Consider the following 23,546-nt stretch of genomic DNA (forward strand, 5'->3'; position numbering starts at 1 on the left):
CGTAAGCCGGGACGCGATAAAGATTGGTTAATGCCGTAGGTGCAGCGCGACATTTCCCGCGCTTGATCGTTAGGCAGGCATGACGCTGCGCCGTTGCTCGACACGCCATTCCTTCCACGATCGCGATTGTGCGACGGGCCGGCTCCCTCCTGCACGCCAAAGGTGATAAACCCGCGCCCATGATCCCGTTCACGTATCGAAGCCTGTTCCTGGCCGCGCTCGCAACCGTTCCGGCGGCGACCGCGCAAGTACCCGTTGCTCCGCCGACGCCTGTCGTGCCGCCGGCACCGACGATCGCGACAGCCGTACCGGTTGTCCAAGCGCAGTTGCCGCTGCCGACGCTGACCGACGCGCAGCAGCGCGAGTTGGCCGCGCTGATCGCCAAGGACGAGGTGGCGCAGGGATTGAGCCGGGCGCCGCGTGGCGATCTCGACCGGCTCGACCAGGCCTCGCTGGTGCGCGTCGCGCTCGATCATGCGCGCGCGGTGCACGGCGGCCGGTTGATGCCGTCCGATTTCCAGCGCGACTGGGGCATCCGGCCGGCGGCGTGGGATCCGCTGCCCGGCTTCACCGAGGCGGTGGCGCGCGACAAGCTGACGACCTGGTTCCGCTCGCTGCCGCCGCCCTACCAAGGCTATGATTTGCTGGTCGAGGGACTGGCGCGGTACCGCAGGATCGCGGCGGCGGGGGGCTGGCCGACGCTGTCGGTCGCGCCGGTCTATGGCAGCAGCGGCCCCGCCGTGGCGAAGCTGCGCGAGCGGCTGGCGATCGAGGATCCGGCGCTGACCGGCACCGGCGACCGGTTCGATGCGTCGCTGCTGGAAGCGGTGCGGCGCGCGCAGCGCCGCTACGGGCTGAACCCGGCCGGGCAGGTTGGGGCGCAGACGCTGGCGGCGCTGAACGTGCCGGTCGAGCAGCGCGTGCAGCAGATCATGGCCAATCTGGAGCGCTGGCGCTGGCTGCCGCCGACGCTAGACCGGCGGCGCGTGCAAGTGAACATCGCGGCGGCGGTGCTGACCGCATTCGACGGCGATCGTCCGGTCATGTCGATGCGCGCGGTGACGGGCCGTCCGGGCAACGAGACGCCGATGCTGGTCTCGCAGATCAACAGCATCGTCATCAACCCGCCATGGAACGTGCCTGACTCGATCGCGACCAAGGAGCTGTGGCCCAAGGAGCGTGCCAACCCGGGTTACCTGAAGCGCAACGGTTTCCGCGTGATCGACACGGGGAACGGCGGCAAGCGGTTGCAGCAGGCCTCGGAGCAGAGCGCGTTGGGGCGGTTCAAGTTCGACTTCCCGAACAATTTCGCGGTGTATCTGCACGACACGCCGGCGCGCTCGGGTTTCTCGAAGTTCGATCGGCTCGCCAGTCACGGCTGCGTGCGGCTGGAAAAGCCCGAGGATCTTGCCAAATTGCTGATGGCGACGACACCCGAATGGCAGCCGGAGGCGATCGACGCGGCCCTGGCGGCGGGCAAGACGGTGCGTGCCAAAATGGCCGAGCCGGTCAGTGTCTATTTGCTCTACTGGTCGGCGTTCGCGGGCGGCGACGGGCAGGTCGGTTTCCGCGAAGATCCCTATGGCTGGGACGGCAAACTGGCTGCTACGGTCGAGCGGCGTTCGGCGGTACAGGCGCTGGCGGCGAAATGAAGGAAGCACGAATGACGGCATGGCGGCACCGGTCGGTACGGGGATTGGCACTGATCGCGCTGGTGGGTCTCGGCGTGGCAGGCTGCTCCAAGTCGGAGCCCGAGCCGCCCGAGATGAACATGACCGTGCAGGAACTGGAGCCGACGCCCGAGCCGACGCCGACCGAGGAACCGTCCCCGGTGGTCGAGCCCAGCCCGGAGCCGAGCAACGACACGGCCATGCTGCCGCCCCCCGAGGAGCCCGCGCCCGATGCGCAGATGATGGACGACGCGTCAGCGACCGGGATGACGGCGCGCAGCGATCGTGAGCAGCGTCAGGACGACGCGGAGACGGACACCGCGCCGGCAGAGACGGCGCGGCGACGCGAGTGATTCGCTAGATCAGGCCGGGTCGAGCACCAGCAGAAGTCGCGGATCGCAGCCGGTATGCGAGGGGGGAGAGCGATGAAGGATCGTCGGTGCCTCCATCGCGAGCCTTCCCTTGAAGATGCCGATCGTACCGGTCGGCAGATCGTGCACCGTTTGCGGGGTGGCCGTGCGGCACCATTGCGTCCCGGCTCCCCAATAGGTGCATAGCATCCGCAGCGATACGTAGTCGGCATGAAAGCGGCGGCAAGCGTCGCCCTCGATGACGTCCAACCTCACCGTGATCGCTGTGGCATCTGCGATGCGCCGATGCAGCCCGGCGAGCGCTGCGATATCGACTCCGATCGTGGCAGCGGCAGCGGACGGATAGCCACCGGCGACCAGATGCGCGTCGGCAAGCAAAGCGGGGTCGCCGTCGTCGGCGAACGGTAGGACGAACGATAGATCGTCGACTGCGTCGAGGTCGAGCGATGCGACGATCGGGAGAGTCGGTCGCGCCCAAATGGCGAGCGCGACGTGCGCCGCGCCTATCGCGTGGAGTCCGTCAGCCGTGTCGCTGACGACCACGTCGCCGTGGGCGCGGTCGGGGGCGGCGCTGTCGGGCAGATACATCGATCGATCCCATGGTTATGATACATTGTAACATAACCATGGTTCGTACACGTTGTCCAGATCGGCAGAGGCCGGCGGCGTTGCGCCTCAGGCGGTCTCGAGCAACCGTTCGGCTTGTGCGCGCGCCTCGGGCGTGACGGTCGCACCCGACAGCATCCGCGCGATTTCCTCGCGCCGGCCGGCGGCGTCGAGCGGGCGGACGCCGGTGCGGGTGACGGTGCCGTCGCTGGCCTTGGCGATCAACAGATGGGCCGCGCCGCGTGCCGCCACCTGCGGGCTGTGGGTGACGACCAGCAATTGCGTGGTTTGCGCCAGCCGCCCGAGCCGCTCGCCGATTGCGCTGGCGACCGCGCCGCCGACGCCGCGGTCGATCTCGTCAAAGATCATCGTCGCCGCGCCGCCCTTCTCGGCAAGCGCCACCTTCAGCGCCAGAATGAAGCGCGAGAGTTCGCCGCCCGAGGCGATCTTGGCGAGCGGGCCGAACGGCGCGCCGGGGTTAGTGGCGATCTCGAACTCTACCCGATCGCGACCCGCCGCGGACCATTCCGCCTCCGGCAACGGCGCCACGACCGTACGAAAGCGCGCGGCATCCAGCTTGAGCGGCGCCAGCTCGGCGGCGACTGCGGCGTCGAGCCTGCTCGCGGCGGCGGTGCGGATGCGCGTCAGCTCCGTCGCCGCAGCGTCAAAACGCGCGCGCGCGGTGGCCACGGCCGCTTCCAGATCGGTGAGCCCTTGCTCCCCGGCGTTGAGCCGCACCAGCCGCTCGCGCAGCTCGTCGGTGAGGCCGGCGAGGGCATCGGGCTGGACGCGGTGCTTGCGTGCCATCGCGCGCAGCTCGAACAGCCGCGCTTCGTCGTCCTCCAGCTGGCGCGGATCGTAGAGTAGCGCCGCCGCTGCGTCGCGGAGCTTCTCCTCGGCGACCGCCCCCTCGATCAGCGCGCGGTCGACCGCGGCCAACGCGTCGCCCAGCGCGGGGTGATCTTCCGCGATCCGCTCCAGCACGCGCGCGGCCTGGCGCAGGTGGCTGAGCGCGCCGGCGCTGCCCTCGAGATGCTCGGTCACCGCCTCCAGTTCGCCGGCGGTCTTTTCGGCGCGCTGCATGCCGCGGCGACGCTCGGCGAGCGTCTCCTCCTCGCCGGGCTCGGCGGCGAGCGCCTCCAGTTCGGCGACGGCATGTTCGAGCCAGTCGCGGTCGGCGCGCGCCGCGGCGATCGCGTCACGCGCCTGCGTCAACGCGTCACGCGCCGTCCGCCATGCGGCAAAGGCGCTGGCGACGTCGCGCACGCCCTCTCCGGCATAGGTGTCGAGCAAGGCGCGGTGTCCCGCCGCCGCCAGCAGGCCGCGATCGTCGTGCTGGCCGTGGATCTCGACCAGCATCGGCCCGATCTCACGCAGCAGCGCGGCCGAGGCGGGCTGGTCGTTGACGAACGCGCGGCTGCCACCGTCGGCCTTCACCAAACGGCGGATGATGAGTGGTTCGCCCGGATCGATCTCCAGCCCGTTGTCGGCGAGCAGCGCCGCTACCGCGGGCGGTGTGTCGAAGGTCGCGGTCACCACCGCCTGCGTGGCACCGCTGCGCACCAGCGTACTTTCGCCGCGCCGCCCCAGCGCCAGCCCGAGCGCGTCGAGCAGGATCGACTTGCCCGCGCCCGTCTCGCCGGTCAGCACGCCAAGTCCGGCGCCGAACTCCAGCTCGAGCGCCTCGATCAGCACGACGTCACGGATGGCAAGCGCGGTCAACATGGACAGCCGCTCCTTACCCGCAAAAAGCGCGGATGGTTACCCTTTTTGTTCCGGCTGGGCGTGCTCAGCCGCCGGTCGGGCTGGTTGCGGGCGAGGGTGCGCCGACGCCCGGCGCGGGCACGCCGGCCTGCGCATCGCCGCCGGTCGTCGCGGGGGTGGAGGGCACCGGCGCTTCGGCCTTGGGCGCCGCGCCGGTCGCCTCGCCCGGGATGGCGGGCCTGGTCGCTACCGGCACGATCGGCGTGCCCGGCGGCACCGGTGCGATCGTCGCGGGGGGATTGTCCTTCACCAGCTTGTAGGCGCGGCTGTACCAGTCGGTGCCGGGATAGTTGGCGCCGAGCACCGCGGCAGCCTTCTCCGCCTCGTTGCGGACGCCGAGCGCCAGATAGGTCTCGGTCAGCCGCATCAGCGCCTCGGGCGTGTGGGTCGTGGTCTGATACTGGTCGACGACGCGACGGAAGCGCAGCGTTGCGGACAGCCACTGGCGACGCCGCTCGTAGAAACGGCCGATCTCCATCTCCTTGCCCGCCAGGTGGTCGCGCACCAGGTCGAGCTTGAGCCGCGCGTCGGCGGCATAGCGCGACGTCGGGTAGCGCCGCATCAGCTCGCCCAGCGCGTCCTGCGCCTGCTGCGTGATCTTCTGGTCGCGGGTGACGTCGCTGATCTGCTCGTAATAGCTCATCGCGATCAGATAATAGGCATAAGGCGCATCGCGGTTGCCCGGGTGGACCGACAGGAAGCGCTGCGCGCCCTGGATCGCCTGCGTATATTCTCCGCCCAGATAATAGCTGAACGATCCCATCAACTGCGCGCGGCGCGCCCAGATCGAATACGGATGCTGGCGCTCGACCTCGTCGAACAGCGCCGCGGCCTCCTTGTAGCGGCCCTGGTCGAGCCGCTGCTTGGCCGCCGAATAGAGCGTGCCGACGTCGCGCGCGACGTAGGGCAGATCGGCGCGGTTGCGCCCGCCGCCGGCACAGCCAGCGAGCGTGACCGCCAATGCGGCGACGACCCCGACGGCGATGGAGCGGGAAGGAAGCGGGCGAAAGGTGAGGGTACGCATCGTCCCGGCTCTTAGCTCACACCCGGCCCTGCGAACAACGGCTTTCGCGCGGGCGCAACACTGGCTAGCGAAGGGGCGTTGATGCGACCGTCAGCGACCCGAACCGAAGGACATATGCCATGCCCGCCACCCTGCTCGCCACCAAGCGCGTCGAGAAGCCGTGGGGGCGGCACCACCTGTATCCCGGTTTCCCCGATCCGGCGCCGGGCGGCGAGCCGATCGGCGAGGTGTGGTTTCAGTCGCCGCATCCCGAAGAGCCCGAGCTGCTGATCAAGTATCTCTTCACCAGCGAGAAGCTGTCCGTGCAGAACCACCCGTCCGACGAGGAAGCGCACAAGCGCGGGCTGCCGCGTGGCAAGGACGAATGCTGGACGATCCTGGCGGCCGAGCCCGATTCGACGATCGCGGTCGGGCCGCTCCAGCCGATGACGAAGGAGGAGCTTCGCGCCAGCGCCGAGGACGGCAGCCTGGAGCACAAGCTCGACTGGAAGCCGGTCAAGGCGGGTGACTTCTATTACTCGCATTCCGGCGTGATCCACGCGATCGGCGCCGGCCTGACCCTGATCGAGGTGCAGCAGAATTCGGACACGACCTACCGCCTGTTCGATTATGGCCGCCCGCGCGAGCTGCACCTGGATGACGGGGTCGCGGTCGCGGAGTTGACGCCCTATGTCGCGCCGCCGCAGCCCGGCGAGGTCGCGCCCGGCCGTACGATCATGGTCGAAGGGCCGAAGTTCGTGCTGGAGCGCTGGACCGGCGGCAAGCGCGACATCGCGCTGCCCGAGGGCAAGACCGGCTGGCTGGTGCCGATCCGCGGCGAAGGCGTGGTAGCGGGCGTGGCGTGGAAAGCGGGCGAGTGCGTGACGGTGACCGGCACCGAGGAACTGCACGCGTCCGAAGACGCCGACCTGATTTTCGCCTATCCCGGCGATCGTCGCCTCTGACGCCTGATATCCGGGACGGCGGAGCACGGCCGTCCCGGCTGTCCATGTACGACCATATAGGTGTTGCCTAACCGGGATACCCTTGGAATCCTGTCGTTCACCGCACGCGATCGGAAAAGGCGCGGCGGCAAAAAGGGTCGTTGGGGGCAATACGGACATGGATCGGACCGTCGGTCGTGGCGGCGCACGCGGCTTGTTGAGCTGCCTGACGGACGAACAGTTGCGCATCCTCGATGCCGACGACGACTATGCCGCGATGCTGGGCTATTCGCGCGACGCGCTGATCGGGCGCAGCGTGCTGTCGCTGACGCATCCGGACGACCGCGACATCGCGCGGCAACAGGCCGAGGCGCTGGTCAGCGGCGGCACGCCGTTTTCGATCACCAAGCGCTATGTCGCCGGCGATGGGCATGCCTTTTGGGCGACCAGCCATGTCAGCCTGTTCCATGCCGGTGCGAACCGGCGGATAATGGCGACGGTCGAACTGCTCGACAGTGTACCGGCGGACGACGAGCGGCGTGTCCTCCGCCTCGCCGCCGAGCGTATCCTGGCCAAGCGGCGGCTACGCCACCAGTTCTTCGACGAGGATCTGTTCGGCGAGCCGGCGTTCGACCTGTTGCTCGACCTCTATGCGCAGGCGCTGGCGGGGCGCGCCACCTACACGACCAGTGCCGCGGTCGCCTCGGGCGCGCCGCTCACCACCGCGCTGCGCCAGATCGCGACGCTGGTCGACCGCGGGCTGGTGGCGCGGGAGGCCGATCCGGTCGACCGGCGTCGCGTGCTGCTGTGCCTGACCGACGAGGGATCGCACCGGATGCGCGACTACCTGCTGGCGGCGGAGCAGATGTGAGGCGCGCCTGGCGGATCGGTCAGGCGTACGGGTGACCACCGCGGGTTAGCGCAGCCGTTCGATCGCCTGCGCCAGCGCGACGTACAGCTTGCCCATATCCGACGACAGCAACGTCACGCCCAGCGGCGAGCCGTCGCGCTGCGCCAGGATCGTGCGCAGCATCGCCTCGAAATCGTGGATGTAGCGGTTGACCTGCTCGCGGAAGCCGGCGTCGTCGTCATAGAGCCGCGCCACGTCGCGCTGCTCGCTGCCGTCGAGCAACCGGACCGCGCGGCGCGTGAAGACGCCGCGGTCGCCCTTCAGATAGGCTGCCCAGGCGCTATCGGAGATTTCCGGCGCAAAGGTACGCGTGAGGTCGATCGAAGCCGAGTTGAGCGATTCGATCAGCAGCGAGGCACGGCGCGCGAAGGTGTCGCGCTCGTTTTCCTCGCCCGCTTCACGCGCTTCCTCCAGCCGCTGGTCGATCAGCGCGATCGTCGCCTCGATTCCTTCCAGTTGCACCTGCAAGCGTTCGCCGGCGCGGTTCGCCGCGACGACTGCGGTTTCGGAAAGGCGCGCGACCTGCTGGACCTGTCGCTGCACGCCGCTCTCGACCGCCCGCTCCAGCGCGGCGACCCCGGCGCTTTCGAGCGCATCGGCCGCCTCCGGAATGACGCGCGCCAGCGCTTCGCGCGCATGATCGGCCGCGGCCGCGGCGGTCTCGCGGACGCGGAGCAGCGCTTCCAGCAGCCGCGGTGCGGCTTCCTCGGCCAGATCGTCGGCGCGGCGCGTGACGTCCTCGACCGCGTCGCCGATCAGCCCGGCCTGCGCGCGCCCGCGCTCGAGTCCCTCGCTCAGCCGTGTCGTCAGCGTCTCGACGGTCTGCCGCTGCTCGGCGACGACCTGCGCGACGGCCTCGATCGCGTCATGGGTGCTCTCCGCCGCGGTGACGAGCGCGAGCAGTTCCGGCTTGGCGGCGACGATCACCTGCTTGGTCGAGCCGACCCGCGATTCGAGCCTGGCGATCGCGTCTGGCATCGTTTCGTCCATCTCGCGCGCGGCGGCGTCGAGCGCGACGAGCAGGTTCTCGGTGGTGACGATCGTACGCTCGGCGGAGCCGTTGCCGTGATCCATCGCCGCGGTCAGCGCTTCGGTGGAGGCCTGCAATGCGCTGATCGTGGCGGCGAGTTCGCGGCTACGCTCGGTCCCCTGCCGATGCAGCGTTTCGAACCGCGCCGCAGCCTGGTCGATCGCATCGTCGAGCGTGCTGAACAGCATCTCGCCTGCGCCGCGTTGCGAATCCAGCCGCGCGGCGATCCGCTCGATCACCACCTCGACCAGTGCGATCCGCTCGCCGAGCGCCTCGGCGCTGCCGCGCGCGGCGTGGTCAAGCGCCTGCTGGCCGGCGTTGACCATCGCCAGCATCGCCTCGCCCTGCGCGACGATGCCCTTGCGCGATTCGTCGATCGCGCTGGCAGTGCGGTCGAGCAGCGCATCCACCGCGACCGCCGCGTCGGAGGTCACCGCCTCCAGCCGGGCGCCGGCCGTCGCACTGGTCGCCTCCATCCGCTGCATATAGGCGGCAAGCTTCTCGGCGGCGCCGCCGGCAACCGTTTCGGCCTCGCGCCCGCGCGCAGCGAGCGCTGCGACCTGCGCGTCGAGCGCGGCGCTGTGTTCGTAGGCGACCAGCCCGGCCTGGTCGATGGTGGTGGCGAGCGTGCGCGTCTCGTCGGTGGCACGCGGCAGCGCGGCGAGCAGCGCGTCGAGCTGCTCGTGTGCATGGTCGGTGACGTTCGAGAGTGCGCGGGCATGCGCATCGGCGCGGGCGATCTCTCCCGACAGGTCCTCGCCGATCGTCGCCAGCCGTGCGGTCGCCGCCTCGCCCAGCGCGGTGAGCAGCCGTACCTGTTCGGCCAGCGCGGTGCGGCGCGCCTCGATCTCGTCACCCAGCGCCGCGACCGCGCTTTCGAGCGCTTGCGATTCGGCGCGCATCGCACGGGCGGTGGCGCCGAAACGACGCGCCTCGGCATCGCTGGTGCGCAGCGCCAGCAGCCAGACGATACCCGCGAGCGCCGGCACCATCGCGGCGGCAGCCCCGAACTGTGCCAGCGCGAGCGGCGGCATCGCCGCGAGGTCGCCGCGTGCCATCCACAACAGTGCCGCCACCCAGACCAGCGCCAGCACCACCGCGACCCATCCCAGGGCGGCGCGGCGCCGCAGCGGCGCGGCGGTCGCCTCGTCGTCGGAAAAGACGGGATCGGTCACGTACTGGAGCGGCTCCGCAGGCAAGGTAGGGACGATGGATGCTGCCGGCGTCTCGGCGCCGGCCGGTCGAATGTCGAAAATGGAAGACGGCCCCCCGTTCATCGCGCGGGTGTATCACGTTTGCCGCGCGCGAAAAGCCGTTTCCGGTCAATCCGCCGGCTCGGTTCGGCGCGCAGCGGGGGCGTGTCGGGGATTGTTGCCAGCCGTCCGCGTCGCCCGTAACAGCCGTGACCATGCTGGCTGGCCTATTATTCGCGACCCACGAGGCGGAGGATCGCTCCGGAATGCTCGCGGCGACGCTGCCGTTCGCGGCCGCCACGCTGATCGAATATCAGGCGCGGCTGCTGGTGGCGTGCGATGCGGCGCAGATCGTCGTGGTGGTGTCGCGGCTGACCCCCGAGTTGATCGGCGCGCTGGCGCGGATCGGGCGGCGCGGGGTGGCGGTGGACACCGTGCGCAGCGCCGCCGACGCGTTGGCCAAGCTGCACCCGCTGGCGCGCGTGGTGATGATCGCCGACGGGCTGGTGACGACCGAGGACGTGGTCAGCACCATTGCGGGCGAGCCGGGGGACGCATTGCTCGTCGTGCCGGGCGCGCAGGCGACGCCGGGCTTCGAACGGGTCGGCGGCGGCGCGGCGTGGGCAGGCGTGGCGCGGATCGAGGCGGGGCGGGTCGCCGACGCCGCACGGCTGCCCGAGGATTACGACCTGCAATCCACGCTGGTCCACACTGCCGAGCAGGCCGGGGCGCGGCACGTCGTGCTGCGGCTCGACGATGTCGCGATGGGGCACGGGATCGAACGACGTGCGGTCGCGCTGGAGGAGCGTGGGCGTGCGGTGCTGTCGGCCTCGATGGCGGTGCGGCCGAGCTGGTTCGAGCGGCTGGTGCTGCGTCCGCTCGCCCGGATGGCGATCCCGTGGATCGCGCGGCACGGTATCGGCACCGAGGCGTGCACCGCCGGCGCGGGCGGCGCCATGCTCGCCGGTCTGGTGACGATCGGATCCGGGCTGACCGCGACCGGCCTTGCGCTGATGCTGGTCGGCGTGCTGGCGGCCGAACTGGCCGGGGCGCTGGCGCTGTTTCGCGACGAGCCGGGGCTGCTGAAGGCGAACCGCGCGGCGATCCTCGTTGCGCCAGCGGCGGCGATCCTGTTGCTGGCGCATGTCGTCGATGCGCAAGCCGCGACCACGACCGCCCGATTGCTTGCCCTGTTCGCGCTGGTGACCGGGGGCGTAGGGGAGCGCGCTGCGGGCGCGGCCGGGCGCCGCCCTTGGTGGGGCGTTGCGCCGGCGTATCTGGCGTTGCTGACGCTGTTCGCGCTGCTCGGCTTTCCCACCGCGGGAATGGCGATCGTCGCGGCATATGCGACGGCAACTCTGGCAGCCGCGGTGGAGCGCCTACGCAAGGCTTAGCCGTGCGTTAAAGAAAATGCGTTAAATGGGCCGTTATGTCGGCCACTTCTCCTCGCGCCAGCGTTCTCGGCGATCCAGCGCGACTCCGCTCGCATGCGGCCGACGCCGAGCGTTTCGCCGCGGATCGCCTGGCGGTAGCGATCGAGGATGTCTTCCTGTCGCAGCCCGGGCGACTGGATGACCGGGCGCGCGCCGCGACCTTGCGACTCGCCGAGACGACCGTGGGAGCCATCGAGCGGCAGGTCGCGGGCAATGCCGCCCGCGCGCTGGCGGCGACCGGCCGGCACGAGGCGGCCGCGGCGCTCCAGTCGAACGAGGCGATCGCGTGGCCGCGCCTGCGCGACGCCGGGCTGATGCACGATGCCGAGCTGATCGCTGAACTGATCGCGCAGGCACGCATCGACCTGCTCGACGAATCGCTGGCGATGCTGCGCGTCCACGAGAGCGGACCGACGCTGGCCACCACGCTGGTCGAGCGCGGCACGGCCGCGCAGCGAGCGGCGGCGATGGCATATCTGATCGCCGACGGCACACGGCGGCTGGCGCTGGACGGCCGGCAGGCCGCCCTGCCCATGTCGCTTCATGCGCGGGTCGTCTGGTGGGTGGCGGCGGCGCTTCGCGAGCGGGTGGGCAGTGCCGCCGGGATGGAGGCGGACGTGGCGCTGTGCGAGGCGGCGCAGCACCATATCGCGCTTCATGACGAGGCGCCGGTGGAGGATACGGCGGCGGCACTGGTCCATGCGCTTGACCCGACGCCCGACGAGCGGGTTGTTCTGATGGTGCAGGCGCTGGACAGCGCACGGTTGACGCTGTTCGCGATGCTGCTGGCGGCGGCGCTGGGTATCGACGCGGCGGCCGCGCGCGCGCTGGTGCTCGATTCGTCGAGTGACCGGCTGTGGCTGGCGCTGCGCGCCGTCGGGATGCCCCGCGATTCGATCGCGCATGCCGGGTTCCTGTTGTCGGAGGCGGATCGCGAGCGCGATCTGACGATGTTGATCGAAACGCTCGACGCGCTGGCGGCGCTGGAGCCGGCGGCCGCGGCGCACGCGCTGGAGGCGTTGCGGCTGCCGCACGATTTTCGCGCAGCGATGCGTGCACTGGCGCGGCCTACGGCATGACGCGCGGCGCCTTCCACGCCTTGGTCGATGCCGACGACCGCGTGTTGAGCGGTGACGCGCGTTTCGCCGAGCTCAACGACCGCGCGGCCGGTTGCAGCGGCGCCGGGCTGGCGCTGGCGACGGTGGGCGCGCTGGTACGCATCGCGCGGGGGCTGCGCGTTCCGGTCGCGCGGACGCTGACGATCGGCGACGAGCATGTCGACGGCGACTGGCACGTACGCGCGGTGCCCGGCGAGGACCATACGGTCGCGCTGGCCGCGACGTTGGTCCGCGAGCGCCCGATCGCCTCGCCGGCGCCCGGCGCGGTGGTGGCCGTCGAGCCACCGGTCGGGGCGGCCTGGACATGGGAGGTCGACGCCGGGCTGCGCGTCGTGCGCGTCGGGGCGGAAGCCTTGGGGCGGGAGGGCCTCGATCCGGTGGCGATCATCGGGCACCCGCTGACCAGCCTGTTCGTGCTGGAGGCGCGTGACGACGGCGCGATGCCGCTCCTGGAGGCGGTTTCGACCGTCCGTGACTTTGCCGGGCAGGTCGCACGGCTACGCGCGAACGGCGTGCGGATCGCGCTTGCCGCTTCGGTACGGCGCGACGCCGCCGGTGCGTTCGCGGGGTTCGTCGGCGGTGTTTTCACGGTTGTTCCCGACGTAGGCGAGACGCGGCTGACCGGCGAGTTCAACACGCGGCTGCACCGCGTGCTGCGCACGCCGCTCGGCGAGATCATCGCGCGTGCCGAGAGCATCCGCGCCGCCGACGCCGGGCCGGTCGACGCACATTACATCGATTATGCCGCCGACATCGCCAGCGCGGGGCGGCACCTGTTGGGGTTGGTCGACGATCTGGTCAACATGGAGGCGATCGAACGGGCCGATTTCAGCACCGTACGCGACCGTATCGACATGGCCGAGGTGGCGCGCGAGGCCGCCGGGTTGCTGGCGGCGCGCGCGGCATCGCGCGAGGTAACGATCGCGCCGCTTGCCGGCGAAAGCTCGGCGCTGGCGACGGGCGAATATCGCCGGGCGTTGCAGATCGTCGTCAATCTGCTCGGCAATGCCGTGACCTATTCGCCCGCCGGCAGCATCGTGCGCATGCGGCTGAAGCGGCGCGACGGCCAGATCCGACTGCTGGTCGCCGACCAGGGCCGCGGCATCCCCGTCCACGAGCAGCAGCGCATCTTCGACAAGTTCGCGCGCGGCGACGACAGCGAGCCGGGCGGCAGCGGACTGGGGCTGTATATCGCGCGACGCCTGGCGCAGGCCATGGACGGGTCGCTGACCGTCGAGAGCGAGCCGGGCGAGGGCGCGACCTTCCGGCTGGATCTGCCTCCGGCCGCCTTATAGCCGGCGCGCGAGCAGGATCATCAGCAAGCCGAAGATCGTCAGCCCGCTGCCGTAATCCGCCCACTCGCCACGCCCCAGCATGAAGCTGGAGCGCGGCCAGTTCACATAGCCCAGCCCCTGCGCGATCCACAGCACTCCCATCAATGCGCAGAGCACGCCGACGACGGTCAGGATCGGGCGGAGCCGGGCCACGTCGGGGCTTAGCGCTGGCCGACGGGAACGTACGGGCGCTGCGTCGGACCGGTGTACAGCTGACGCGGACGGCCGATCTTCTGGTCGGGATCGGTGATCATCTCGTTCCACTGCGCCACCCAGCCGACGGTGCGCGCCAGCGCGAACAGCACGGTGAACATGCTGGTCGGGAAGCCGATCGCCGACAGGATCACGCCCGAATAGAAGTCGACGTTCGGGAACAGCTTCTTCTCGACGAAGTAATCGTCGTTCAGCGCGATCTCCTCCAGCCGCAGCGCGGTCTCGAACAGCGGGTCCTGCACGTTCAGCGCCTCGAATACCTCGCGCACCGTCTTCTGCATCACGGTCGCGCGCGGATCGTAGTTCTTGTAGACGCGGTGGCCGAAGCCCATCAGGCGGAACGGATCGTTCTTGTCCTTGGCGCGGGCGATATATTCCGGGATCTTCTCGGGCGTGCCGATCTCGTGCAGCATGTTGAGCGCCGCCTCGTTCGCGCCGCCGTGCGCCGGGCCCCACAGGCAGGCGATGCCGGCCGCGATGCACGCGAACGGATTGGCCCCCGACGAGCCGGCGAGACGCACGGTCGAGGTCGACGCGTTCTGCTCGTGATCGGCATGGAGGATGAAGATGCGATCCATCGCCTTTTCGACCGCCGGATTCACCTCATACGGCTCGGCCGGCACGCCGAAGGTCATGCGCAGGAAGTTGCCGGTGTAGCTCAGCGAATTGTCGGGATACAGGAACGGCTGCCCCACGCTGTACTTGTAGGCCATCGCCGCGATCGTCGGCATCTTGGCGATCAGCCGGTGCGATGCGATCATGCGCTGCTGCGGATCGTGGATGTCGGTCGAATCGTGGTAGAAGGCCGACAGCGCGCCGACGACGCCGCACATGATCGCCATCGGGTGCGCGTCGCGACGGAAGCCGCGGAAGAATTGCGCCAGCTGCTCGTGCACCATCGTGTGGCGGGTGATGGTCCGCGAGAAGGAGTCGAGCTCGCCCTGATCGGGCAATTCGCCGTTCAGCAGCAGGTAGCAGACCTCCATGAAGCTGGACTGTTCGGCCAGTTCGCCGATCGCATAGCCACGGTGGAGCAGCACGCCCTCGTCGCCGTCGATATAGGTCAGCTTCGACTGGCACGAGGCGGTCGAGGTGAAGCCGGGATCGTAGGTGAAGGCGCCGGTCTGGCCGTACAGCTTGCGGATGTCGACCACATCGGGGCCGACGGAGCCCGAGAGGACCGGGTATTCGAGCTCCTTGCCCGACAGCGTGAACTTGGCGGCTTCGGTCATGATCTTCTCCTGTCAGGCCCCGATGGGGGTCATGTGGTCCGCGATGCGGGCCAGGCTTTCCGCGCGTCCTAGAAGGACGAGTACGTCGAAGATGCCCGGCGAGGTCTTGCGGCCGGTCAGTGCGACGCGGAGGGGCTGGGCGACCTGGCCGAGCTTGACGCCCGCCTCCTCGGCCACCGAACGCACCGCCGCTTCGGTGGTCTCCGTATCCCAGTTGTGCACCGCGTCAAGCGCCGTGTGCAGGCGCGCGAGCAAGGCGGGCGCCGCGCCGTCGAGCAGCGGCTGCGCGGCCTCCTCGATCGCGAGCGGGCGCGTGGCGAAAAGGAACGCGGTCGCCTCGCTCAGCTCGTTGAGGTTCGCCGCGCGCGGCTTGAGCGACGGCATCGCCGCCAGCAGGATCGAACGCCGGGTATCGTCGTGATCGAGCTCGAGTTTCTCGGCGACGAGATCGGCCAACCGCGCGTCATCAGACGCGCGGATGTAGTGGCCGTTGAGGTTCTCCAGCTTCTTCAGGTCGAAGCGGCTGGGCGATTTGCCGACCGCGCCGAGATCGAACCACCGGATCGCCTCCTCGCGGGAGATGATCTCGGCATCGCCGTGTCCCCAGCCGAGGCGGAGCAGGTAATTGTCGAGTGCTTCGGGCAGGATGCCGAGCTCGTCGCGATACGCCTCGATCCCGACCGCCCCGTGCCGCTTCGACAGCTTCGCGCCGTCGCTGCCGTGGATCAGCGGAATGTGCGCGTAGACGGGGTCCGGCCACCCGCCTTCCACCGCATCCATCGCGCGGTAGATCGGCAGCTGGCGGAAGGCGTTGTTGAGATGGTCGTCGCCGCGGATGACGTGCGTCACCCCCATGTCGTGATCGTCGACGACGACCGCGAGCATGTACGTCGGCGTGCCGTCGGAACGCAGCAGGACGAGGTCGTCGAGCTCTGCATTCTGGACGGTGACGCTGCCCTGGACGCGATCCTCGATCGTCACCGCGCCGTCGCTCGGCGCGCGCAGGCGGACGACATAAGGCTTGTCGGCGGGATGATCGGTGCGGTCGCGCCACGGCGAGCGGATGCGCAACGGCTGCTTGGCGGCCTGTGCCGCGGCACGCATCGCCTCCAGTTCTTCCTGCGTCAGGTAGCAGCGATAGGCGTGGCCGTGTTCCACCATCGTCTGCGCCACCGCCGCATGACGATCCGCGCGCGCGAACTGATAGACTTCTTCGCCGTCCCAATCGAGCCCGAGCCAGCGCATGCCGTTCAGGATCGCGTCGATCGCAGGCTGGGTCGAGCGTGCGCGGTCGGTGTCCTCGATCCGCAGGCGGAAGGTGCCGCCGTGATGGCGCGCGTAGAGCAAGTTGAACAAGGCGGTGCGGGCGCCGCCGATATGAAGGAACCCCGTCGGCGACGGGGCAAAGCGGGTGACGACGGCGCGGCCGTCCGCGCTGGCGGTTTTGTCGGTTGCGCTCAAGCGCGCTTGCTCCCAGGCTGGAAATTCGAATGGCCCATTCAGCCGCGCCCGCCTCTAGCAAAGCATCGTCGGCGCTTCAAATGCGCGCACGGCAGGGCATCGCTTTGATACAGGACGGCATTGAGCGACGTCTGGAGGCGGAGCGCGACCAGCTGGTGCTATGGGTGCCGGTGGCGCTGGGCGCGGGCGTGGCGGCGTGGTTCGTGCTGGGCGATCCGCGCGCGTGGAGCGCGGCGCTGATGGTGGCGCTGGCGACCGGGCTTGCGGCGCTGGCGGGCGCGCGCGGCGGCCGTGCGGCGGTGCTGGTGGCGGGGTGCGCGCTGGCGGCGGCGATCGGGCTGGCGATGACCTGGGCGCGCGCCGAGCGGGTCGCCGCGCCGGTGCTGGCACGGCCGGCGATCGCGTGGATGACCGGCGTGGTGGAGCGGGTCGAGCCGCTGCCGGCGCGCAAGCTGACGCGCGTGACGCTGGTGGTGCAGGCGTGGGACGGCGCCGGCCCGGCGCCGGCGCGGGTGCGCGTCAATCTGGATAGCGCCGCGGTGCCCGACGAGCTGGGGGCGGGGGCGACGATCCGGATTCGCGCGCGCCTGATGCCGCCTGCGCCGCCGGCGGTGCCCGGCGCCTACGACTTCGCGCGGGTCGCGTGGTTCCAGGGGCTGGGCGCAAGCGGGCGCGGGTTTGTGCCGGTGACGGTGGTGCGCCCGGCGGCGGACGATCGCGCAGAGGTGCGCGCACGCTTGGCCCGCCATATCGAGGCGCGGCTGCCGGGCAGCGCGGGCGGGGTCGCGGCGGCACTGGCGACCGGCGACACCGGCGCGATCGCCGAGCCCGACGCCGAGGCGATGCGCCAAGCCGGACTGGCGCATCTGCTGTCGGTCAGCGGGCTGCACATCGCCGCGGCGGTCGGGCTGGTGATGTGGTTGACGCTGCGGCTGCTGGCGCTGTCGCCGCGGCTGGCGCTGACCGGGCGGCTGCCGCTGATCGCCGCCGCGGCGGGGGCGGTGGCGGCGATCGGATATACCTGGTTGACGGGCGCGCAGGTACCGACGATCCGCAGCTGCGTCGCGGCGCTGATGGTGCTCGCAGCACTGGCGCTGGGCCGCGAGGCGCTGACGCTGCGGCTGGTGGCGGCCGGCGCACTGGTCGTACTGCTGGCCTGGCCCGAGTCGCTGGTGGGCGCCAGCTTTCAGCTGTCGTTCGCGGCGGTGACCGCGATCGTCGCGCTGCACGAGCATCCACGCGTGCGCGGCTGGTTCGCGGCGCATGACGAGCCACGATGGCGCGGGCTGATGCGCGAGCTCGCCTCGTTGCTGCTGACCGGCGTGGCCGTCGAGCTGACGCTGATGCCGATTGCGATCTTCCACTTCCATCAGGCCGGATTGTACGGGGCGCTCGCCAATATCGTTGCGATCCCGCTGACGACGTTCGTGGTGATGCCCGCGGAGGCGGCGGCGCTGCTGCTCGACGGCGTGGGGCTGGGTGCGCCGGCATGGTGGATCGTCGGGCAGGGGCTGGCGGTGCTGCTGCGGATCGCGCGGGGCGTGGCAGCGGCGCCTGGCGCCGTGGCGGCGGTGCCGGTGATGCCCCACGCCGCGTTCGCTGCGATCGTGGCCGGTGGATTGTGGCTGGCGATCTGGCGGACGCGGTGGCGCCATGCCGGATGGCTGCCGATCGCCATCGGGGTCGCCTGGACGGTGGCGACGCCGGTGCCCGACCTGATCGTCACCGGTGACGGCCGGCATCTGGCGCTGCGCGACCAAGCGGGCGGGGTGGCGGTGTTGCGCGACCGCACGGGCGACTACATGCGCGGGCTGCTCGCGGAGGCGGGCGGGCTGGACGGCGAACCGCACCTGCTGAGCGAGGCGAGCGGTGCGCGGTGCAACCGCGACTTGTGCTGGATGGAGCGGCGGGTCGATGAACGACGGTGGCGAGTGCTGGCGACGCGCAGCGGCTATCTGGTGCCGGCCGCGGCGCTGGTGCCGCTATGCCGGCAGGCGGATGTGGTGATCAGCGAGCGGCGACTGCCGCGGCGGTGCCGCGGGCGGTGGCTGACGCTCGACCGCGCGACACTGGCGTACACTGGCGGGGTGGCGGTGACGTTCGCCACCGGTCGGGTGACAACGGTGCGACGCGCGGGCGATGCGCATCCGTGGGTCGTGGCGGCGCGCACCGGCGATCCGGACAAGTGACCGCGGCGCCGCGCATCGGATGCTTGCACCGGTCCGTGCGATTGTCGAAGCTGCGTGCGGATGGTGTCATCGAACGTGCGAGAACGGCCACCGGAGTCCAGCGGCGACATCGTGACAAGCGATGGCGTCGAGGCGCTCTTTCCAGGCATGCCGCTCGGATGCTTGCAGAAGTCGCGTACGCGGCCCTGTTTGAACGTATCGCACGACGGCAATCGCGCCATCCCTCCACCAGCTTCGACTAAAGTTTTGCCGCACACAGACTAGGTCTGCGCATCCCTTACGCCCCTAAGAGGGGCGACGAGATCGTCTGTGTTCAGGAATAGCGGCGCAGCAGCCCGGCGAGCTTGCCCTGAACGCGGACCTGCGCAGGAGCATAACGTTGCGGGTCGTAGGCGCGGTTGGCGGGATCGAGGCGGATCATCCCGCCTTCGTGGCGGAAATACTTCAGCGTCGCCTCGCTGTCCTCGATCAGCGCGACCACGATCTCGCCGTCGCGCGCCACTTCCTGGCGGCGGATCAGCGCATAGTCGCCGTCGAAGATGCCCGCCTCGACCATCGAATCGCCGGCTACCTCAAGCGCGAAATGCTCGCCCGCGCCGAGCAGCGCCGCCGGGACCGGCAGCATCGTCGACCCCTCAAATGCCTCGATCGGCACACCAGCCGCGATGCGGCCGTGGAGCGGGATCTCGACCACGTCATTGGCCGGCTCGGGCATGCTGCGCTTGATCGAGGGCGGCGCGACCTTCTTCGTCTCGCCCCCGCGCTCGGGCGTCTTGAGCACCTCGAGCGCGCGGGCACGGTTGGGCAGGCGGCGCAGATAGCCGCGCTCCTCGAGCGCGCTGATGAGACGGTGGACCCCGGACTTGCTCTTGAGCTCCAACGCGTCCTTCATCTCCTCGAACGAGGGGGACACGCCACTGTCGGCGAGCCGGTCCTCGATGAAGCAGATCAGCTCGTGCTGCTTGCGCGTCAGCATGTTCCGGCGCCTCCCTAGTGAACGGATTGCGAACCTTTATGGAACATAATGCTGTCCGTCAAGCGATCATCAGGATTTCCGCCGAGTCGCCTGCGCGCGCCGTGGGAGCGTGCGGTTCGCGCACGATCAGGCAGGTCGAGCGCGCCAGCGTCCGCAGCATCGAGCTGTCCTGGATGGTCGAGGCAAAGGCGCGTCCGTCGCGCAGTTCGGCGCGCAGATAGTCGGTGCGCTCGCCGTTGGCGGGCAGGTCCTCGCCGAGGAGCGCGCGGGACACGGGCGGGAACGGCTGCGCTGCGCCGGCGAGATGCGCGACGAGCGGGCGGACGAACAGCAACGCGGTGACGAACGCCGACACCGGATTGCCCGGCAACCCGACCACCGCCATGTCGCCGCGCCGCCCGGCGAGCATCGGCTTGCCGGGGCGCAGCGCGATGCGCCAGAAATCGAGCGTGGCGCCCGCGGCGGCGAGCGCCGGGCGGACGAGGTCGTGGTCGCCGACCGACGCACCGCCGGTGGTGACCAGCACGTCGGCATCGACCGTCGCGAAGGCATGGGTCAGGCGGTCGAGCCGGTCGGGGAGGATGCCCAGGTCGACGATCTCGACCCCCAGGTCAGCGAGCAGCGCGCGCAGCAGCAGGCGGTTCGACTCGGGCAGCGCGTCGTCGGCGGTGAGGGGGCTCGCGGTGCCGGGCTCGACCAGTTCGTCGCCGGTCGCGGCCAGCGCGACGCGGACCGGCCGCGCAACCGCGATCCGCGCCACCCCGCCGGTCGCGGCGACCGCAAGCCGCGCGGGCGTCAGCCGCTCGCCGGGCGCGACCAATATGTCGCCGCACGCAAAGTCGAGCCCGCGCGGGCGAACGTTGCGACCAGCGTGCGCGGGGCCTTCGCCGGCGAGCGTCAGGATCGCGCCGTCGCGCGCGGCCTCTTCCTGGACCAGCACCGTGTCGGCCCCGGCGGGCATCGCGGCGCCCGTGAAGATGCGCACCGCCTGACCGGCAGCAACGGTGCCGGCGAACGGCGCGCCGGCGGCGCTCTCTCCTATGACGTGGAAGGGACTGGAGAGGTCGGCGAAGCGCAGCGCATAACCATCCATGGCGGACAGGTCGCTCGCGGGCTGGGTCCGTCGCGCGACGACCGCGGCGGTCGCCCAGCGTCCCAGCGCCTCGTGAAGCGGCACCTCGACGCTGTCGACCGCGCGCCCGAGCGCAAGGACCCGCGCCTGTGCCGCTGCGACGGGAAGCAGGGTCATGGCGCGCGCCAGTCGCCGGAGCGGCCGCCGCGTTTTTGGAGGATCCGAATGTCCTGAATCGTCATCGTCTTGTCGATGGCCTTGGCCATGTCGTAGACGGTTAGCAGCGCCGTCGAGACGGCGGTGAGCGCTTCCATCTCGACGCCGGTCTTGCCGTCTGTGGCGACCGTCGCGACCGCGGCGAGACCGTCGTCGGCGAGCGACAGGTCGAGAGCGACCCGCGTGATCGGGAGCGGGTGGCACAAGGGGATGAGGTCGCTGGTGCGCTTGGCGGCCATGATCCCGGCGACACGCGCGACCGCGAGCACGTCGCCCTTCTTGACCGCGCCGTCGCGGATCGCGGCCAGCGCGTCGGGCGACATGACGATCCGGCCGGTCGCGACCGCCTCGCGGCGGGTGACCGCCTTGTCGCCGACATCGACCATGTGCGCGGCGCCATCGGCGTCGAGATGGGTGAGCGCGGTCACCTAGCCGACCAGCGCGCGGGTGGCGGCGGCGACGTCGGGCTGGCGCATCAACGCCTCGCCGATCAGGAAGCAGTGTACGCCGTGCGCGGCGAGTTCGTCGAGGTCGGCGCGGGTGGTCAGCCCGCTCTCGGCCACGAAGGTGGCGTCCGACGGCGCGTGCGACAGGAGCGCATAGGTGCGGCGGAAGTCGACCTCGAAGGTCTTCAGGTTGCGGTTGTTGACGCCGATGAGGCGCGAACGCAGCCGGCCGGCGCGCTCCAGCTCGGCCTCGTCATGCACCTCGACCAGCACGTCGAGCCCCTGTTCGATGGCGGCGGCCTCGCATTCGGCAAGGCAGGCGTCGTCGAGCGCGGCGACGATCAGCAGGATCGCGTCGGCGCCGATGCTGCGCGCCTCCAGCGCCTGCCAGGGATCGACGGTGAAGTCCTTGCGCAGCACCGGTAGCGTGCAGGCGGCGCGTGCGGCAATCAGGTAGTCCTCGTGCCCCTGGAAATAGGGCGCGTCGGTGAGCACGGAGAGGCAGGTCGCGCCGCCTGCCGCATAGGCGCGGGCGTGCGCGGGGGGATCGAAGTCGGCGCGGATCAGGCCCTTGGACGGGCTGGCCTTCTTGATCTCGGCGATCAGCGCGTGGCGGCCGGCCGCAGCGGTGGCATCCAGCGCGGCGCGGAAGCCGCGCGGGGGGCTTTGCGTCGCGGCGCGGGCCGACAGGTCGGCGAGCGATACGGCGGCGCGACGCGCGGCGACCTCGGCGCGCTTGGTCGCGCAGATCTCGGCAAGGATGGTCATGACCAGGCGATCCAGCGATCGAGGAGGGTGGTGGCGTGCCCGGCGTCGATCGCTTCTGCGGCGTGCGCAGCGGCATCGCGCAGCTCGCGCTCGCGACCCGCCAGCACCAGCGCGGCGGCGGCGTTGAGCAGCACCGCGTCGCGGTATGGGCCATGTTCGCCGGCGAGCAGACGGCGCAGCGCGGCGGCGTTGTAGGACGGATCGCCGCCACGGATCGCGATCGTCGGGTGGCGCGCGACCCCGGCATCCTCGGGGACGATGCGTGCGGGCAGCGGAACATCGCCGACCGTCACGACGCGCGTCGCGCCCGCGCCGGAGATTTCGTCCAGTCCTTCCTCCCCGGCGACGACCGCGGCGGCGTCGCTGCCGAGCTGCGCCAGCGCCTCGGCATAGATCGGCGCGTAATCGGGGCGCGCGATGCCGATCAGCTGCCGGGTGACGTGCGCGGGATTGGCGAGCGGCCCCATCAGGTTGAAGATCGTGCGGCGGCCGATGCGGCGGCGGATCGGGGTGATGCGCTTCATCGCAGGATGGTGATTGGCAGCGAAGAGGAAGCAGATGCCGAGTTCGGCGAGCGTCGCCTCCGCCTGCGCGCCGGCGCGGTCCATGTCCAGCCCGAGCATCTCCAGCGTGTCGGCGGCGCCGGCCTTCGACGAGGCGGCGCGATTGCCGTGCTTGGCGACCGGAACGCCGCACGCGGCGACCACGAGGCTGACGGCGGTGGAGACGTTCAGCGTGTGCTGCCCGTCGCCGCCGGTCCCGCAGACGTCGATCGCGCCGGCGGGCGCGCTGATCGGGATCAGCCGCTGGCGGAGCGCGCGTGCGGCCTCGGCGATCTCGATGCTGGTCTCGCCGCGTTCGGCGAGGCGGACGAGGAAGTCGGCGACCGCCTCCTCGCTGGTGCGCGCGTCGAGGATGTCGGCGAACGCCTGCGCCGCCGACTCGCGCGACAGGGGCGAGGCGGGATCGGGCAGCAGCGCAACCGTGGTCACGCCGCGATCCGGCCCGCGTGGTTCACGCCGGCGAGGCGCAGGAAGTTGGCGATCAGGTCGTGGCCATGCTCGGTGGCGATGCTTTCGGGATGGAATTGCACCCCGTGGATCGGCAACTCGCGGTGGCGCAGCCCCATCACCGACGCGTCGGCGGCGGTGGCGTTGACGACCAGATCGTCCGGTACGTCGGTGACGATCAGCGAATGATAGCGGGTGGCGGTGAAGGGGGAAGGCAGCCCCGCGAACACGCCGGTGCCGTCATGGTCGACCGGGCAGGTCTTGCCGTGCATCAGCCCGCCGCGCACCACCTTGCCGCCGAAATGCTGGCCGATCGCCTGGTGCCCCAGGCACACGCCGAACAGCGGGCGGCGGGCCTCTGCGCAGGCGGCCACGAGGTCGAGGCTGACCCCGGCCTCGTTCGGGGTGCACGGCCCCGGCGAGATCAGGATCGCGCGCGCGCCCGTCGCCAGCGCCTCCGCGGCGGTGAGCGCGTCGTTGCGGACCACGCGAACCTCGGCGCCCAGTTCCATGACGTAATGGACCAGGTTCCAGGTAAAGCTGTCGTAATTGTCGATCACCAGGATCATGGCGCCGCCATAGCCGAT

The 23,546-nt window shown here is 70.6% G+C and carries 21 protein-coding genes; 8 read left to right on the top strand and 13 right to left on the bottom strand.

Features of this window, described 5'->3' with window-relative positions; translation table 11 throughout:
* Nucleotides 1-179: 179 nt before the first annotated feature.
* The gene (locus tag J2Y58_RS00470) at nucleotides 180-1,652 is read left to right on the top strand and encodes a L,D-transpeptidase family protein (protein ID WP_310097044.1); all 1,473 of its coding nucleotides are present in this window, start codon (nucleotides 180-182) and stop codon (nucleotides 1,650-1,652) included.
* Between the two features lie 11 nt (nucleotides 1,653-1,663).
* Nucleotides 1,664-2,023, top strand: coding sequence for a hypothetical protein (locus J2Y58_RS00475; protein ID WP_310097047.1), 360 nt, complete (start codon nucleotides 1,664-1,666; stop codon nucleotides 2,021-2,023).
* A gap of 9 nt (nucleotides 2,024-2,032) precedes the next feature.
* Here J2Y58_RS00475 and J2Y58_RS00480 read toward each other — a convergent pair whose 3' ends face one another.
* From J2Y58_RS00480 to bamD, 3 genes are all read right to left on the bottom strand, one after another.
* The gene (locus J2Y58_RS00480) at nucleotides 2,033-2,629 is read right to left on the bottom strand and encodes a DUF1826 domain-containing protein (RefSeq protein ID WP_310097050.1); all 597 of its coding nucleotides are present in this window, start codon (nucleotides 2,627-2,629) and stop codon (nucleotides 2,033-2,035) included.
* An 87-nt stretch (nucleotides 2,630-2,716) separates the two neighbouring features.
* Nucleotides 2,717-4,372: a DNA repair protein RecN gene (gene recN / locus J2Y58_RS00485; RefSeq protein WP_310097055.1), complete on the bottom strand. Its 1,656-nt coding sequence runs from the start codon at nucleotides 4,370-4,372 to the stop codon at nucleotides 2,717-2,719.
* Nucleotides 4,373-4,436: 64 nt separating this feature from the next.
* Nucleotides 4,437-5,435, bottom strand: a complete 999-nt coding sequence (bamD, locus tag J2Y58_RS00490) for an outer membrane protein assembly factor BamD (RefSeq protein ID WP_310097058.1) — start codon at nucleotides 5,433-5,435, stop codon at nucleotides 4,437-4,439.
* Nucleotides 5,436-5,554: 119 nt separating this feature from the next.
* On the opposite strand from bamD, the gene J2Y58_RS00495 reads away from it, so the two are divergent.
* Entirely contained in the window at nucleotides 5,555-6,379 is an 825-nt protein-coding gene (locus J2Y58_RS00495) for a class I mannose-6-phosphate isomerase (protein ID WP_310097061.1), read from the top strand.
* Between the two features lie 196 nt (nucleotides 6,380-6,575).
* Complete coding sequence (locus J2Y58_RS00500; protein ID WP_310097064.1) at nucleotides 6,576-7,229, top strand: PAS domain S-box protein; 654 nt, start codon at nucleotides 6,576-6,578, stop codon at nucleotides 7,227-7,229.
* Nucleotides 7,230-7,274: 45 nt separating this feature from the next.
* Here J2Y58_RS00500 and J2Y58_RS00505 read toward each other — a convergent pair whose 3' ends face one another.
* The gene (locus J2Y58_RS00505; RefSeq protein ID WP_310097067.1) at nucleotides 7,275-9,473 is read right to left on the bottom strand and encodes a hypothetical protein; all 2,199 of its coding nucleotides are present in this window, start codon (nucleotides 9,471-9,473) and stop codon (nucleotides 7,275-7,277) included.
* Nucleotides 9,474-9,706: 233 nt separating this feature from the next.
* Between J2Y58_RS00505 and J2Y58_RS00510 the strand changes: the two genes are divergently transcribed.
* The 3 genes from J2Y58_RS00510 to J2Y58_RS00520 are packed head-to-tail and all read left to right on the top strand — an operon-like array spanning nucleotide 9,707 to nucleotide 13,337.
* On the top strand, nucleotides 9,707-10,885 hold the full coding sequence (locus J2Y58_RS00510) for a hypothetical protein (protein WP_310098311.1): 1,179 nt from the start codon (nucleotides 9,707-9,709) through the stop codon (nucleotides 10,883-10,885).
* 35 nt (nucleotides 10,886-10,920) lie between these two features.
* Nucleotides 10,921-12,003 (top strand): hypothetical protein, encoded by a 1,083-nt coding sequence (locus tag J2Y58_RS00515; protein ID WP_310097070.1) that lies wholly within the window; start codon nucleotides 10,921-10,923, stop codon nucleotides 12,001-12,003.
* Nucleotides 12,000-13,337, top strand: a complete 1,338-nt coding sequence (locus J2Y58_RS00520) for a HAMP domain-containing sensor histidine kinase (RefSeq protein ID WP_310097073.1) — start codon at nucleotides 12,000-12,002, stop codon at nucleotides 13,335-13,337. The genes J2Y58_RS00515 and J2Y58_RS00520 overlap by 4 nt, the downstream gene beginning before the upstream one ends.
* Here the strand turns inward: J2Y58_RS00520 and J2Y58_RS00525 are convergent.
* From J2Y58_RS00525 to gltX, 3 genes are read right to left on the bottom strand one after another with little or no spacing between them, the layout of a single operon-like run.
* Nucleotides 13,332-13,529, bottom strand: coding sequence for a hypothetical protein (locus J2Y58_RS00525; RefSeq protein WP_310097077.1), 198 nt, complete (start codon nucleotides 13,527-13,529; stop codon nucleotides 13,332-13,334). The genes J2Y58_RS00520 and J2Y58_RS00525 overlap by 6 nt on opposite strands.
* Before the next feature lie 8 nt (nucleotides 13,530-13,537).
* A complete protein-coding gene (gene gltA / locus J2Y58_RS00530) occupies nucleotides 13,538-14,821 on the bottom strand; it encodes a citrate synthase (protein WP_310097080.1) in 1,284 nt (427 codons plus the stop codon).
* 12 nt (nucleotides 14,822-14,833) lie between these two features.
* Complete coding sequence (gene gltX / locus J2Y58_RS00535) at nucleotides 14,834-16,282, bottom strand: glutamate--tRNA ligase (RefSeq protein WP_310097082.1); 1,449 nt, start codon at nucleotides 16,280-16,282, stop codon at nucleotides 14,834-14,836.
* Nucleotides 16,283-16,362: 80 nt separating this feature from the next.
* Between gltX and J2Y58_RS00540 the strand changes: the two genes are divergently transcribed.
* Entirely contained in the window at nucleotides 16,363-18,471 is a 2,109-nt protein-coding gene (locus J2Y58_RS00540) for a ComEC/Rec2 family competence protein (protein WP_310097085.1), read from the top strand.
* A gap of 313 nt (nucleotides 18,472-18,784) precedes the next feature.
* Here the strand turns inward: J2Y58_RS00540 and lexA are convergent, their stop codons facing one another.
* Genes lexA through J2Y58_RS00570 form a run of 6 tightly spaced genes read right to left on the bottom strand, consistent with a single transcriptional unit; the run spans nucleotide 18,785 to nucleotide 23,528 of the window.
* A complete protein-coding gene (gene lexA, locus J2Y58_RS00545; RefSeq protein WP_310097088.1) occupies nucleotides 18,785-19,447 on the bottom strand; it encodes a transcriptional repressor LexA in 663 nt (220 codons plus the stop codon).
* A gap of 58 nt (nucleotides 19,448-19,505) precedes the next feature.
* Complete coding sequence (locus tag J2Y58_RS00550; RefSeq protein WP_310097091.1) at nucleotides 19,506-20,696, bottom strand: molybdopterin molybdotransferase MoeA; 1,191 nt, start codon at nucleotides 20,694-20,696, stop codon at nucleotides 19,506-19,508.
* Nucleotides 20,693-21,163, bottom strand: a complete 471-nt coding sequence (gene moaC / locus J2Y58_RS00555; RefSeq protein WP_310097093.1) for a cyclic pyranopterin monophosphate synthase MoaC — start codon at nucleotides 21,161-21,163, stop codon at nucleotides 20,693-20,695. The genes J2Y58_RS00550 and moaC overlap by 4 nt, the downstream gene beginning before the upstream one ends.
* Complete coding sequence (trpC, locus tag J2Y58_RS00560) at nucleotides 21,164-21,949, bottom strand: indole-3-glycerol phosphate synthase TrpC (RefSeq protein ID WP_310097098.1); 786 nt, start codon at nucleotides 21,947-21,949, stop codon at nucleotides 21,164-21,166.
* The gene (trpD, locus tag J2Y58_RS00565) at nucleotides 21,946-22,941 is read right to left on the bottom strand and encodes an anthranilate phosphoribosyltransferase (RefSeq protein ID WP_310097101.1); all 996 of its coding nucleotides are present in this window, start codon (nucleotides 22,939-22,941) and stop codon (nucleotides 21,946-21,948) included. Before trpD ends, trpC begins: the two co-directional genes overlap by 4 nt.
* Nucleotides 22,938-23,528 carry an aminodeoxychorismate/anthranilate synthase component II gene (locus J2Y58_RS00570; protein ID WP_310097105.1) on the bottom strand — a complete coding sequence of 197 codons (591 nt, stop codon included), beginning with the start codon at nucleotides 23,526-23,528 and terminating at the stop codon, nucleotides 22,938-22,940. The genes trpD and J2Y58_RS00570 overlap by 4 nt, the downstream gene beginning before the upstream one ends.
* Nucleotides 23,529-23,546: the final 18 nt, after the last annotated feature.

Source organism: Sphingomonas sp. BE138, from assembly GCF_031456125.1.
Lineage (GTDB): Bacteria > Pseudomonadota > Alphaproteobacteria > Sphingomonadales > Sphingomonadaceae > Sphingomonas.